Source organism: Microbacterium sp. NPDC056057, assembly GCF_042266945.1.
Lineage (GTDB): Bacteria > Actinomycetota > Actinomycetes > Actinomycetales > Microbacteriaceae > Microbacterium > Microbacterium trichothecenolyticum_C.
In genome coordinates, this window is record NZ_JBHJWS010000005.1 from 82,736 (window position 1) to 95,353 (window position 12,618).

The 12,618-nt window shown below is 69.4% G+C and carries 10 protein-coding genes; 7 read left to right on the top strand and 3 right to left on the bottom strand.

Going from position 1 to position 12,618, the window contains the following annotated elements:
- Window positions 1-63: 63 nt before the first annotated feature.
- From ACFC1K_RS19085 to ACFC1K_RS19100, 4 genes are read left to right on the top strand one after another with little or no spacing between them, the layout of a single operon-like run.
- Window positions 64-2,232 carry an alpha-galactosidase gene (locus tag ACFC1K_RS19085; RefSeq protein WP_375872814.1) on the top strand — a complete coding sequence of 723 codons (2,169 nt, stop codon included), beginning with the start codon at window positions 64-66 and terminating at the stop codon, window positions 2,230-2,232.
- A gap of 34 nt (window positions 2,233-2,266) precedes the next feature.
- The gene (locus ACFC1K_RS19090) at window positions 2,267-3,553 is read left to right on the top strand and encodes an ABC transporter substrate-binding protein (RefSeq protein ID WP_375872815.1); all 1,287 of its coding nucleotides are present in this window, start codon (window positions 2,267-2,269) and stop codon (window positions 3,551-3,553) included.
- 1 nt (window position 3,554) lies between these two features.
- Window positions 3,555-4,493, top strand: coding sequence for a carbohydrate ABC transporter permease (locus ACFC1K_RS19095; protein WP_082497075.1), 939 nt, complete (start codon window positions 3,555-3,557; stop codon window positions 4,491-4,493).
- Window positions 4,493-5,410, top strand: a complete 918-nt coding sequence (locus ACFC1K_RS19100; RefSeq protein ID WP_310289795.1) for a carbohydrate ABC transporter permease — start codon at window positions 4,493-4,495, stop codon at window positions 5,408-5,410. The genes ACFC1K_RS19095 and ACFC1K_RS19100 overlap by 1 nt, the downstream gene beginning before the upstream one ends.
- Window positions 5,411-5,448: 38 nt before the next feature.
- Here the strand turns inward: ACFC1K_RS19100 and ACFC1K_RS19105 are convergent, their stop codons facing one another.
- Window positions 5,449-6,330 carry an alpha/beta fold hydrolase gene (locus tag ACFC1K_RS19105; protein WP_375872816.1) on the bottom strand — a complete coding sequence of 294 codons (882 nt, stop codon included), beginning with the start codon at window positions 6,328-6,330 and terminating at the stop codon, window positions 5,449-5,451.
- Window positions 6,331-6,343: 13 nt separating this feature from the next.
- Window positions 6,344-7,840, bottom strand: a complete 1,497-nt coding sequence (locus ACFC1K_RS19110; protein WP_375872817.1) for a carboxylesterase/lipase family protein — start codon at window positions 7,838-7,840, stop codon at window positions 6,344-6,346.
- A gap of 132 nt (window positions 7,841-7,972) precedes the next feature.
- On the opposite strand from ACFC1K_RS19110, the gene ACFC1K_RS19115 reads away from it, so the two are divergent.
- Window positions 7,973-9,151 (top strand): acyltransferase family protein, encoded by a 1,179-nt coding sequence (locus ACFC1K_RS19115; RefSeq protein WP_375872818.1) that lies wholly within the window; start codon window positions 7,973-7,975, stop codon window positions 9,149-9,151.
- A gap of 170 nt (window positions 9,152-9,321) precedes the next feature.
- Window positions 9,322-10,524: an oxygenase MpaB family protein gene (locus ACFC1K_RS19120; RefSeq protein WP_375872819.1), complete on the top strand. Its 1,203-nt coding sequence runs from the start codon at window positions 9,322-9,324 to the stop codon at window positions 10,522-10,524.
- A 47-nt stretch (window positions 10,525-10,571) separates the two neighbouring features.
- Here the strand turns inward: ACFC1K_RS19120 and ACFC1K_RS19125 are convergent, their stop codons facing one another.
- A complete protein-coding gene (locus tag ACFC1K_RS19125) occupies window positions 10,572-11,420 on the bottom strand; it encodes an SDR family NAD(P)-dependent oxidoreductase (protein WP_375872820.1) in 849 nt (282 codons plus the stop codon).
- Between the two features lie 127 nt (window positions 11,421-11,547).
- Here ACFC1K_RS19125 and ACFC1K_RS19130 point away from each other — a divergent pair, with 127 nt between their 5' ends.
- Window positions 11,548-12,576, top strand: a complete 1,029-nt coding sequence (locus ACFC1K_RS19130; RefSeq protein ID WP_375872821.1) for an isopenicillin N synthase family dioxygenase — start codon at window positions 11,548-11,550, stop codon at window positions 12,574-12,576.
- The last annotated feature ends 42 nt before the right edge of the window (window positions 12,577-12,618 follow it).

Here is a 12,618-nt window from a genome sequence, read left to right on the forward strand (position 1 = left end):
CGGAAGAACCGCGCGCAATCACCCTCTTGCCTCCCTTATTACTTCCATGGTAGAACTAACTCCATGCACAGCACCGACAGGAAGCTCGCCGCCGAGCACACCGTCTCTGCCCCGGAGCCTCGCGTTCTGCACCTCGGGCGGGGAGGAACGAGTGTCGTCATCGATCTCGATGCCGCGCCGGCGCCGGCCATCGTTCATTGGGGCGCTGCTCTCGCGGATTCGACGCCGGAGACGCTCCGGTCCCTCGCCATCGCTGCCCGCGCGCAGCGCGTGTCCGGCGGTCTCGACGCGACGCCCGCACTGACACTGCTCCCCACGGGCGCCGAGGGCTGGTTCGGAACCCCCGGTCTCGAGGGACACCGCGAGGGCTCGGGGGTGAGCATCCGGCTCACGCTGGCCGATGTGCAGGCCGGCGACCATCGCGCGAGCATCGCTCTCGCCGACGCCGAGGCCGGCCTCGCGGTGCGCGTAGAGGTGAGGATCGGCATGAGTGGCCTGTTCCACCAGCGCGTCACGGTGCGCAACACCGGTGGAACCCCCTACTCGCTGCAGTCGGCACACCCCACCTTCCCCCTCCCCTGGGACGCCACCGAGGTCTTCGATACGACGGGCCACCACCTCCGCGAGCGCTCACCGCAGCGGCGCACCCTGGGCATCGGCTCCCACGTCCGCGAGAGCCGTCGCGGCCGCACCGGCGCCGACTCCGCGATCCTGCTCGCGGCCGGCCGGCCGGGCTTCGGCTTCGAGCGGGGGCGTGTGCACGGCATCCACGTGGCCTGGAGCGGCAATCACCGGGTCATCGCCGAGCGGACGACCACGGGCGACGCGTTCCTCGCGGGCGGGGAGCTGCTGCTGCCGGGCGAGGTCGTGCTGGCCGCCGGCGCCGCCTACAGCTCCCCCTGGGTGATCGGCTCGTGGGGCGACGGCCTGACCGAGCTCTCGGCGCGCTTCCACGCCGAGTGGCGCGCGCGCCCGCAGCATCCGCGGCGAGCTCGCCCTGTCACGCTCAACACCTGGGAGGCGGTCTACTTCGACCACTCCCTCGAGCGCCTCGCCGCACTCGCCGATGCCGCGGCATCCGTCGGCATCGAGCGTTTCGTCCTCGACGACGGCTGGTTCGAGGGCCGTCGAGACGACACCGCCGGACTCGGCGACTGGACGGTCGACACCGACGTGTGGCCGGACGGCCTGCATCCGCTGGTCGACCACGTGCGCGCGCTCGGCATGGAATTCGGCATCTGGGTCGAGCCCGAGATGGTCAACCCCGACAGCGACCTCGCGCGCCGGCATCCTGACTGGATCCTGCGGGGACGGATGTCGCTGCCGCCGTCGGCACGCCAACAGCAGGTCCTCGACCTCGCACACCCGGATGCGTACGCCCACATCGCCGAGCACCTGCACGCGCTGCTCGACGAGTACCCCATCGCGTATCTGAAGTGGGACCACAATCGCGACCTCGTCGACGCGGCGAGCGGACCCGCCGGCTCCGCCCGGGTCCACGAGCACACGCTCGCGGTCTACCGCCTGCTCGACGAGCTCAAGGCGGCGCACCCCGGACTCGAGATCGAGAGCTGCGCCTCCGGTGGCGCGCGCGTCGACCTCGGGATCCTGGACCGCACCGACCGCGTCTGGACCAGCGACAGCCTCGATCCGCTCGAGCGGCTCGACAACCAGAAGCACACCGGCATCGTGGTGCCGCCCGAGATGCTCGGCATGCACCTGACGACCCCCGTCGTCCACTCCTCCGGTCGCACGGTCTCCGTCGATCTCAGCGGCGCTGTCGCCCTGCTCGGCCACTTCGGCATCGAGTGGGATCTGACGACCCTCGACGACGCGGGTCGTGCCGAGGTTGCGGAGTGGGTCGCGCTGGCGAAGCGCCTACGCCCGCTCATCTCGTCGGGCCGCGTGGTTCATGTCGACGGCGTCGAGCCGGGGATCGACGTGCGCGGTGTGGTCGCGGCGGATGCGTCATCCGCCGTGTTCACCATCGTCCAGACCGCGACGAGCGCCGCCTACCCGCCCGGACGCATCCGGATGCCGGGACTCGGGCCGGCACGGACCTACCGGCTTCGCGTCCTGACGCGCGACCGCGAAGACGCCGGGCAGTCTTCCCTCGAATGGGCCGAGACGACGACGGTGCTCACCGGACTGCAGCTCGCCGAAGTGGGCGTGCGCCCACCCGTGCAGCGCCCGCAGCAGGCGATGGTCGTCGAACTCATCGCCGAGAACTGAACACTCCCCACCCCCACGCGCAAGGAGGCGCACGATGAGAACCATTCACCGACGATGGATCCGGCCGCTCGCGGCCGCGGTCGTCGCCGCAACCGCCGTCGCCGTCGGCGGCTGTGCCCAGAACCCCGCCGATGGCGTGACGACCCTGAACTTCTTCCAGTTCAAGGGCGAGGCGCTCGAGGACTTCAACGAGATCATCGCGGGCTTCGAGGCCGAGAACCCCGACATCAAGGTGGTGCAGAACCAGGTCGCAGACGCCGACACCGCCATCCGCACGCTGTTGGTGAAGGATCGCATCCCCGATGTCATCACCCTCAACGCGAACGGCAACTTCGGCCGGCTCGCCCAGGCCGGCGTGTTCTACGACTTCTCGAACGAGCCGGTGCTCGACACGATCAGCCCGGCCGTGCAGGACATCCTCGCCGACCTCGGCACCTACGGCGACGAGGTGAACGGGCTCGGCTACGTCAACAACGCCAACGGTGTGATCTACAACCAGGACATCTTCGAGGAGCAGGGGCTGGAGGTCCCGCAGACCTGGGACGAGTTCATCGCCGTGTGCGACGCACTGCAGGATGCCGGCATCCAGCCGTTCTACGGCACGCTCGCCGATTCGTGGACCGGCATTCCCTCGTGGAATGCGCTGGGAGCCTACCCGGCGCAGAACGGCTTCTTCGACAAGATGCGCGAAGAGGGCGCGAACGTCGGCCCCGACTCCGAGGTGTCTTTCGAGAAGGACTTCGCCGAGGCGATGGATCGCCAGTACCAGCTCTACTCGTACATGCAGGACGGCTACCGCGGCAAGACCTACGACGACGGCAACGCCGCGTTCGCACGCGGCGAGTCGGCGATGCTGCTGCAAGGCATCTGGGCCACCAACCCGATCAAGCAGGTGAACCCCGACATCCGGATGGGGATCTTCCCCTACCCCACCGACGAGCCTGGTGAGAGCCTCCTCGTCTCGGGCGTCGACGTCGTCTTCACCCTCGGAAAGGACAGCCCCAAGCACGACGCGGCGATGCGCTTCATCGACTACGTGTTCCAGCCGGAGGTGATCGAGAAGTTCGCCGCCTCGCAGAACATGGTGCCCTCGGTCGAGGGCGCCGAGCTCAGCGACGATCCCGCGCTGCAGTCGGTGCGGCCGTACTTCGAAGATCAGCGGATCACCGGCTTCATCGACCACCAGATCCCACCGGCCCTTCCCCTGATCCCCACCGACCAGCAGTTCCTGTTCGACGGGGACGCCCAGAAGGCGCTCCAGACCCTCGACAGCGAGTGGGCCAAAGTGGCCGCCCGCACGATCCCCGTGACGGGAGAATGACATGGCCACCACCCTCACCCAAGCCGTTCGGTCCACACCGGTCGGCACCGCGCGCAAGCGTGCGTCCCGCACGCGCAGCGACTCCTCGCGTGCCCTCCCCGCCTACTACTGGATGGTGTGGCCCGCGGTCATCGCGTTCGCCGCGTTCCACACCCTGCCGGTCGTGGTGGGCATCTTCTTCAGCTTCACGAACTATGCCGGCTATGGCGCCTGGAACTTCGTGGGTCTGTCGAACTACCTCAACCTGTTCAAGGACGACCGCGTCCTGCAGGCCTATGGCTTCTCGTTCCTGTTCGCCATCGTCGCCACGATCCTGACGAACGTGTTCTCGCTGGCGATCGCCCTCGGACTGAACGCGAAGATCAAGGCGCGCAACTTCTGGCGCGGCGTGTACTTCGTGCCCTACATCCTGGCGATCCTCGTGATCGGCTACGTGTTCCAGTTCTTCTTCTCGAACTCGCTGCCGAAGATCCTCTCGGGCATCCCGCTGTTCCGCGACAACATCCTCACGAACGAGACGTGGGCGTGGACCGCGATCGTCGCGCTCGCCGTCTGGCAGGCGTGCGCCTTCGCGATCATCATCTACCTGTCGGGGCTGCAGACGATTCCGTCGGAGCTCTACGAGGCGTCGTCCCTCGACGGCGCCAGCCCGTGGCGGCAGTTCCGATCGATCACCTTCCCTCTCATCGGGGCGTTCTTCACCATCAACGTGGTGCTGAGCCTCAAGGGATTCCTTCAGGTCTTCGACCCGATCGTCGCCCTCACCAACGGCGGACCGGGCACGTCGACCGAATCAGTGACGCTGCTCATCTTCCGGGGCGGCTTCTCAGGCGGAGAGTTCGCCTACCAGACGGCCAACGCGGTGATCTTCTTCATCGTGATCACGGTCGTCTCACTCCTGCAGTTCCGGGTCCTTCAGCGCAGAGAGGCCGACTTCTGATGACCACCATGACCAACACCGCGTCCCAGCTCGAGCAGGAGGTCGACGCCGTCACGGCGAACAACCGCCGCAGGCGCCGCAGCGAGCCCGACGACGACACGCGCAAGACCAATTGGTGGGCCACCGCGCTCATCGCGGTGTGCTCGCTCACCGTATTGATCCCGCTCTACCTGGCGGTCGTCGTCGCCCTCAAGACGCCGGATCAGCTGACCGAGGGCACCGGGTTCGAACTGCCGAACCCGATCCGCTGGGAGAACTTCGCCGACGCCTGGGTGCGCACGAGCTTTCCGCAGGCGCTGCTGAACACGGCGATCATCACCGTCGGCTCCGTGGCGTTCACACTGCTGACGAGCTCGATCGTGGCGTACGCGCTGGCACGCAACATCCACCGCCCGTTCTTCAAGGGCGTGTTCTTCTACCTGCTGGCTGCGCTGTTCATCCCGTTCCCGATCATCATGCTGCCGCTCGTCAAGCAGACGTCGATCCTGGGACTCGACAACCAGGCCGGCATGATCATCCTGTACACGATCTACGGGCTGTCGCTGAACATCTTCATCTACACGGCGTACATCCGCTCGATTCCGATCGAGCTCGAAGAGGCCGCACGCGTCGACGGCGCCTCGACGTGGAGGGTGTTCTGGCAGGTGATCTTCCCGCTGCTCATGCCGATGAACGCGACGGTCGGCATCCTCACGTGCGTGTGGGCGTGGAACGACTTCATCATGCCGCTCGTCGTGCTCACAGAGCCCTCGGCGCGGACGCTGTCGCTCGCGCAGTACGTCTTCCAGGGGCAGTTCAACACCGACTACACGGTGGCGTTCGCGTCCTACCTGATGGCGATGGCACCGCTGCTGATCGTCTACATCTTCAGCCAGCGCTGGGTGATCTCGGGCGTCACGCGGGGCTCGATCAAGTGAGATGAGGAGTGGATGCCGCGGCCCGCGGCATCCACTCCTCACTGCGCGTCGGCGAAGAGTCGCAGCATGTCGCGCGCGAGCTGGTGCGGAGCGGTCTCGCAGGGCGCGTGCCCCGTGGGGTACGTCGCGACACGGGCGCCGATGCGCGCGGCGTAGGCATCGTGCTGCGCCTGCGGCCAGAGGTCCTGGTCACCGACGGCGATGAGCTTCGGGATGCCCGTGGCCGCGACGGCGTCGGCGAAGTCGGGCGTCGACATCATGAGTCCGACGACGTCGTCGATGCAGGCGCGGCCCGTGACGCCGAGCCGCTCCCGCACGAAGGCGATGCGGCCGGGAGGCGTGCGGTTGAGGTTGTACCGGATGCCCCACAGGATGAGCCCCGCGGCGCGGTGCGGCGACATGTCGGAGATCGGCCCGATGTGCTTCACGCCACGGAAGACCTGGCCGGTCGCGGGCGGCGCAGCCATGAGCGTGAGGCTCCGGAACAGGTCGGGACGCTCGACGAGCGCGAGCTCGGTGACCAGGCCCGCGAAGCTGTAGCCGAGCACGTGGGCGGGGCCGCCGTCCTCGAGGATCGCGATGAGATCGTCGACGAACAGCGCATAGTCGTATTGCTCGCGCGGCGGGTCGAGGTGCTGCGGGCCGGCCTCCACCGACTCGTAGTGGCCGGCGATGTCGTACGACTCGACGCGGTACCCGGCGGCGGCGAGCAGCGGGAACAGCAGGACGAAGTCCTCCTTCGATCCCGCCACGCCGGGGACGAGCACGACCCTCGGCGCGTCGTGGTCACCCAGGCGCACCCGCGCGAGACCGCCGCTGGGGGCGCGGAACTCATCGCGCTCCGTGCCGCCCGGGAACACATGCCAATCGAGGTCCGGAATGGCCTGGTCGCGCTGCAGCGCGTCGTCGATCGTCGTCATCGCGCCTGCGAGACTACCCCTCGGGAAGACCGTCGAGCTCGTTCTGACGCGGCGCGTAGTCGATGTGCCCGCCGTCGGCATCGAACGCCTGCACCGGCCGCCGCGCCGACCATGCCTCCCAGCCCGGATCGCCGTCGACGACGAACGACACCCACGCTCGATGCATCGCGTCGGCGAGGGCCTGGGGCCCGTCCGGACCCCCGATGCCGATCGCGTCGGGCTCGCCGAGCCGGTCGAACACGAAGCCGAGCTCCATGACGTGCGCGGCGCCGAGCCCGTCGACGGGGCTCCGCCACCGGAACTCGTACACCCACGTCGGCGATTCCGTCGACTCGACCCGACTGTCGGCGAAGCGCGTGATCGGGCCGCGCAGCAGCATGTCGCCGATCACCTCGCCCAGCACCTCCCCCGGCTTCGCGTCGGGGCGGCGCACGCGGTGAGCGCGCACGATCCGCGCCGGCACGCGCGCGGCCAGCCGCGCAACGGTCACCGTGAGCCAGCTCGCCTTGTCGACCGCCCCGGACGGGACGAGCCAGAGCCGGTACTCCTCGCTGGTGGAGCCGATCAGCACCGGGATACCGCGACCCGCGCCCGCGAGCAGCGCATCGAGCGGGCTGCGAGGCACGGCCTCGCCCCCGATCACCAGCGCGACCGTCGGCCCGCCGCCGAGCGGAGAGCCGCCCGCGGCGAGCGCGGTCTGCTGCGCGACGAGCTCGTCCGCAGGGACGCCGGAGAACCCCGCACGCGTGGCCGCGACCTTGAGGCGCTGGGCGATCTCGCGGGTCATGCGGCCCGCCTTCTTGGGCGGCCGCGCCTCGAGCGGGCCCGACTGCAGGATCGCCCGGTCGAACAGCTCCTTCGCGTGCGGGAGGGCGAGGAGAGCCGTGAGCGTGTTGGCACCGGCCGAATGCCCCATGACCGTGACGCGGGCAGGGTCTCCGCCGAAAGCGGCGATCTCGCGGCGCACCCAGCGCAGTGCGAGCTCCTGGTCGAGCACGCCGAGGTTCTGCGGCACATCGTCGAGCACCGCGAAGCCCTCCTGGCCGAGCCGGTACTGGATCGACACGTACACGATGCCGTGCCGCGCGAACCGCTCGCCATCGTAGGTGGGCAGCGCCGTCGTGCCCCGCGTGAGCGCGCCGCCGTGCACGAACACCAGCACGGGCAGAGTGGCGTCCGGAGCGCGGTCCGCGGGCGTCCACACGTTCACGGTGAGGATGTCGTCGCCGGGGACCTCGACGGACGCGAGGTACTTCGCGATCGCCGGACTGTACGGCCGCTGCGGCGCGGTCGGGCCGAAGGCCGAGGCATCCCGCTCCCCCACCCACGCCGCGGCAGGCTCGGGAGCCCGGAAGCGGCGCTCACCCACCGGCGGGGCGGCGTACGGGATGCCGAGGAAGCGGTCGAGCGCACCCTCCCGGTTTCCGCGGACGGCACCTGTGCTCACCATCACGACCGGCCGGGTGGTCGCCGAGCCCGTCGCACCGGCCTGGGTCGCAGCATCCGTCATCGGTGAATCCCTCCCGGCGACCGCCGTCGGCACGCTCGTACTCAGATTCAGCCAGCGTGGGACTCGGTGTCAAGCGAGAGCGCCGCGCGGCGCACGCGGCTAGTCTGGTCTGCGCCCCGGCGAGAGGTGACGATGACCGGCAGCAGCGTTCCGCCTACGGCGACCCCCACCCCGACGGGATCCATCGCCCGTCCGCGGCGGCGCACGCCGTTCTGGGACAACGCGCGCTTCGCGTGCATCGTGTTCGTGGTGCTCGGCCACGCGGTGCAGCGGCTGACATACGACTCCGACATCGCGCTGGGCCTGTACCTCGTGATCTACGCCTTCCACATGCCGGCGTTCGCGATCATCTCGGGCTACTTCTCGAAGTCGGATGCCCCGACCAAGACGCAGATGGCACGCGTGATCACCGACATCCTGGTGCCGTACATCGTGTTCGAGGGGCTGTGGACCCTCACCAAGTGGATCGTCGAGGGTCAGGCGAACCCCAACATCACCCAGCCCTCCTGGACGCTGTGGTTCCTGCTGGCGCTCGGCATCTTCCGACTCGTGCTCCCCTATCTGGCGCTGCTGCGCTGGCCGCTGCTGTGGACCATCGTGATCTCGATCGGCGCCGGCTACCTGCCGAACATCGGCTCGACGTTCTCGCTGTCGCGCACGCTCGGACTGCTGCCGTTCTTCACGCTCGGCTGGTGGCTGCGCGAGCACGACGTCGTCGCACGGCTTCGACTCCTCGACCGCCGGCCGTGGTGGGTGCTCGCGGGCGGGCTCGGACTCTTCGCCGTCGCCGGCTGGGCGGCGTGGTTCTTCGTCGACGACTGGCGCGCGATGAACCTGCGCGAGTGGCTGTTCTACGACGAGAACTACGCGTCGATCGGCGGCACGCAATGGTGGGCGGGCGGCGTGCGCCTCGCGCTGATGCTCGTCGCGGTGGTGCTGTCGACCGCGTTCTTCGCGCTCGTGCCGCGCGACACGCACTGGTGGACCCACTTCGGCCAGTACACGATGTACGTCTACCTGCTGCACTCGTTCGTGCTCTACCCGTTCCGCGAGAACGGCCTGCTGCGCAATGCCGAGCCGACCTGGCTGTGGCTGCCGCTCGTGATCGTCGGATCCGTGCTGATCGCCCTCGGGCTCGCGACGAAACCCGTGCGCCGCATCTTCCGCCCGCTGGTCGAGCCGCGTCCGACCTGGCTGTTCGCCGACCGCACCCTCGCCCGCCGCGAGGGACGGCGCAACGATCCCACGGGATCGCGCCGGCCGCGGGAGGAACCGCGGACGCCCCGACCCGATCCGCGCCAGAACGGCTGACCCCGTTCCGAAACCCCTGGACATCAGGGGGTTGTGCGGCGCGCCCGCACCACATATGTTAACGGCGAATCACATTCGTCCTGGATGGATCGACACGCGGGAACCGGCGTCGAGGATGACGCCGGGCGTGGTCCGTCCCCCGTCGGGAAGCAGGTACCCCCATGCCCGAAATGACCAGACGTTCCGTCCTGACGCTGGGGGCCGCGCTCGGTCTCGCCGGCGTCGCCATCCCCAAAGCGGCCTGGTCGTGGTCGCCCGCAGGGTCGGTGCTCGGCACCGGCTCCGGCGTCGATCCGCAGTGGGTGTGGGACGACGACCTCGACCGCATCATGGCCTCCGTCATCTCCAGCGGTCAGACCGCCGCGGTCAACGACGCGATCCTGCCGTGGGTCAACAACTGGCAGCAGGTGCCCACCGGCCTTCCGCCGGAGCTGGCGGGCTTCCTGCAGGGTTCGACGCAGCTCCCGTCCTGGGCCGACCGGACCAAGCTGCGTCGCGCGGCGGACTTCAACCGCCGCAAGGACACCTACCTCTTCATGATCTACGGGATCGGCGGCGGCATCATGAGCACCGTCATCCCGCGCGAGGCGCGGTCGGTGTACCACTCGAAGGGCGGCGCCGATATGCAGGACCGCGCGGCGAAGACGTTCAGCTTCGGCTACGACCTGAGCGACATCAACGCGTTCGAGAGGACGGGCGAGTTCATGGTGACGTCGAACAAGACGCGCATGGTGCACTCCGCCGTCCGCCACCTCCTGCCGCAGTCGCCGCACTGGCAGCAGAGCGGGCACGACGAGCAGATCCCGATCAGCAACCACGACATCCTCGTCACCTTCCACAGCACCGGCACCTTCGCGCACAAGAAGCTCAAGGAGTGGCGGGTGCCGATGTCGACGGCCGACCAGGACGCCTTCCTGCACTCGTGGCAGGTGGCGCTGCACTTCCTCGGCGTCCGGGACGAGTACATCCCCGCGACCTGGGACGCCGCCCACGCCCAGGCCGCGCAGATCCTGACGCCCAAGCTCGCGTGGACGCCCGAGGGCCAGGAGCTCGCCGAAACGCTTCTCGGGCTCACCGCGCAGGTCGACCTCGGCGTGACGCGCGGCTTCCTCAACGAATTCGTCCGGTACCAGCTCGGCAACGAGATCGGCGACTGGCTCGGCCTCCCCCGCGACTACGTGTCGGCCGCCACGATCCGGGTCGGCTGGCCGAGTTACATCGCGTTCCGCGAGGGACTGCTGCCACTCATGCCCGCGAACTTCTACCTGTTCGACCAGCTGCTCCGCGGCATCGCGATGGCGTTCCTGAACCGCGGCGCATCGGGGACCACCACTCCGATCACCATCCCCGACATGAACCGCCCCACCTCCTGACGATCGCCGATGGCCGGGTCGCGCGCCGGCCCGGCCATCGGCCGGCGTCAGGGCCGCGGGGACGGGAACTGGGTGCGCAGCACGCGCTCGAACGCCCGTTCCGGAAGCACCCGACGCAGCGACAGCATCATCGTCGCCGACGGCGCGACCCGGTAGCGGGCCCGCGGCCGCGGAGACTCGGCTGCGCGCACCACGCGCTCGGCGACGTCGCGCGGCGAGCAGGCGAGCCGGGCGCGCGGCCCCGCGTCCCACGTGAGCGTCAGCTCTGACACCCGGGCGGTGAAGTCCGCCCAATGCGCGTCATCGGCCGCGGCGTCGCTGCGCCGCGCCGCCGAGTGCCCGAACCCGGTCGTCACCATGCCGGGCGCGATGAGCGAGACCTCGATGCCGAAGGGCCGGAGCTCGTAGCGAAGGGCGTCGCTGAACGCCTCGAGCGCGTGCTTGGTGGCGGCGTATGAGCCCATGCCCGGCATCGTCCAGCGGCCGTTCATCGAGCCGATGTTCACGATGCGCCCGGCGCCGCGGGTGCGCATGCCCGGGACCACGAGCTGCGTCAGGCTCAGCATGCCGAAGACGTTGGTCGCGAACATCCGCTCCACGTGCGCCACCGGCATGGCCGCCGTCGCGCCGAGCTCGCTGATGCCGGCGTTGTTCACCAGCACGCCGACCGCCCCCTCGGCCGCCATGACCGCATCGACGGCGGCGGCCCGCGAAGCCTCATCGGTCACGTCGAGCTCGAGGAGGCGGCATCCATGCCTCTCGAGATCCGCGATGGCGTCGAGACGCCGAGCCGTCGCGTAGACGCGCCAGCCGCGCAGGGCGAGGACCGATGCCGCCTGGCGGCCGATGCCGGTGGAACAGCCGGTCACGAGCACGTTGCGTGGGGGACGCGTCATGCGTCCAGCACATCGGACGACGGTCGCGGGCGCAACGGGTGAGCCCGGTGCGCAGAGCGACGCCTCGCGGAGCGAAACCGAAGGCAACAAACGGGACGGATGCTGCGCAGCCGCCTACTCTCGCACCATGACCGACCTCAACCTGCCGATCCTCGACCTCTCCCGGCTCGACGCGGGCCCGGAGGCGGCCGCGCGGTTCCGCGACGACCTGCGTGCCGCGACCCACGACGTCGGCTTCTTCTACCTGATCGGCACGGGGGTCTCCCCCGAGTTGGAGGCGCGCCTGCACCGAGCTGCGCGCGACTTCTTCGCCCTCCCGGAGGCCGACAAGCTCGCCATCGAGAACGTCAACAGCCCGCACTTCCGCGGGTACACCCGCGTCGGCGGCGAGCGCACGCAGGGCAAGGTCGACTGGCGCGAGCAGATCGACATCGGACCCGAGCGCGAGGCGATCGCCGACCCGGAGGCGCCCGACTTCGCGCGCCTCATCGGACCCAATCTCTGGCCCGAGGCGCAGCCCGAGCTGCGCGAGGTCGTCTCGGAGTGGCACGACCACCTGTCGGGCGTCGCACGCAAGCTGCTGCGCGCGTGGGCGCTGTCGCTCGGCGCCGCGGAGAACTACTTCGACGAGCACTTCGGCGAACCCTCGACGCTCATCAAGATCGTGCGCTACCCCGGCAAGGAGGACCCGACGCCGCAGCAGGGCGTGGGCGCCCACAAGGATTCCGGCGTGCTGACTCTCCTGTGGGTCGAACCGGGCAAGGGCGGCCTCCAGGTCGAGAGAGACGGAGAATGGGTCGACGCTCCCCCGGTGCCCGGCGCGTTCGTCGTCAACATCGGCGAACTCCTCGAGTACGCGACACAGGGCTACCTCATCGCGACGAAGCACCGCGTGATCTCTCCCCGCTACCCCGACGACCGCATCTCGGTGCCGTTCTTCTTCAACCCGGCCCTCGACAAGCGCCTGCCGCTCATCGAGCTTCCGGCCGAGCTCGCGACGCAGGCGCGCGGCGTCACGCAGGATCCGTCCAACCCGATCCACGCGCTCTACGGCGAGAACGCGCTGAAGTCGCGCCTGCGCGCGCACCCCGACGTCGCCGAGATCCACCACGCGGATCTGGTCGCGGCCCGGGCCGAGGCATCCGCTCGCCCTTAACGGGTGAAGGCCTCCCCACACCGTGGGGAGGCCTTCCAAGAA

What these genes read in the sequence shown, in the direction of transcription:
- ACFC1K_RS19085 (WP_375872814.1), top strand. Translation starts at nt 64, where the DNA reads ATGCACAGCACCGACAGGAAGCTCGCCGCCGAGCACACCGTCTCTGCC.
- ACFC1K_RS19090 (WP_375872815.1), top strand. Translation starts at nt 2,267, where the DNA reads ATGAGAACCATTCACCGACGATGGATCCGGCCGCTCGCGGCCGCGGTC.
- ACFC1K_RS19095 (WP_082497075.1), top strand. Translation starts at nt 3,555, where the DNA reads ATGGCCACCACCCTCACCCAAGCCGTTCGGTCCACACCGGTCGGCACC.
- ACFC1K_RS19100 (WP_310289795.1), top strand. Translation starts at nt 4,493, where the DNA reads ATGACCACCATGACCAACACCGCGTCCCAGCTCGAGCAGGAGGTCGAC.
- ACFC1K_RS19105 (WP_375872816.1), bottom strand. Translation starts at nt 6,330, where the DNA reads ATGACGACGATCGACGACGCGCTGCAGCGCGACCAGGCCATTCCGGAC.
- ACFC1K_RS19110 (WP_375872817.1), bottom strand. Translation starts at nt 7,840, where the DNA reads ATGACGGATGCTGCGACCCAGGCCGGTGCGACGGGCTCGGCGACCACC.
- ACFC1K_RS19115 (WP_375872818.1), top strand. Translation starts at nt 7,973, where the DNA reads ATGACCGGCAGCAGCGTTCCGCCTACGGCGACCCCCACCCCGACGGGA.
- ACFC1K_RS19120 (WP_375872819.1), top strand. Translation starts at nt 9,322, where the DNA reads ATGACCAGACGTTCCGTCCTGACGCTGGGGGCCGCGCTCGGTCTCGCC.
- ACFC1K_RS19125 (WP_375872820.1), bottom strand. Translation starts at nt 11,420, where the DNA reads ATGACGCGTCCCCCACGCAACGTGCTCGTGACCGGCTGTTCCACCGGC.
- ACFC1K_RS19130 (WP_375872821.1), top strand. Translation starts at nt 11,548, where the DNA reads ATGACCGACCTCAACCTGCCGATCCTCGACCTCTCCCGGCTCGACGCG.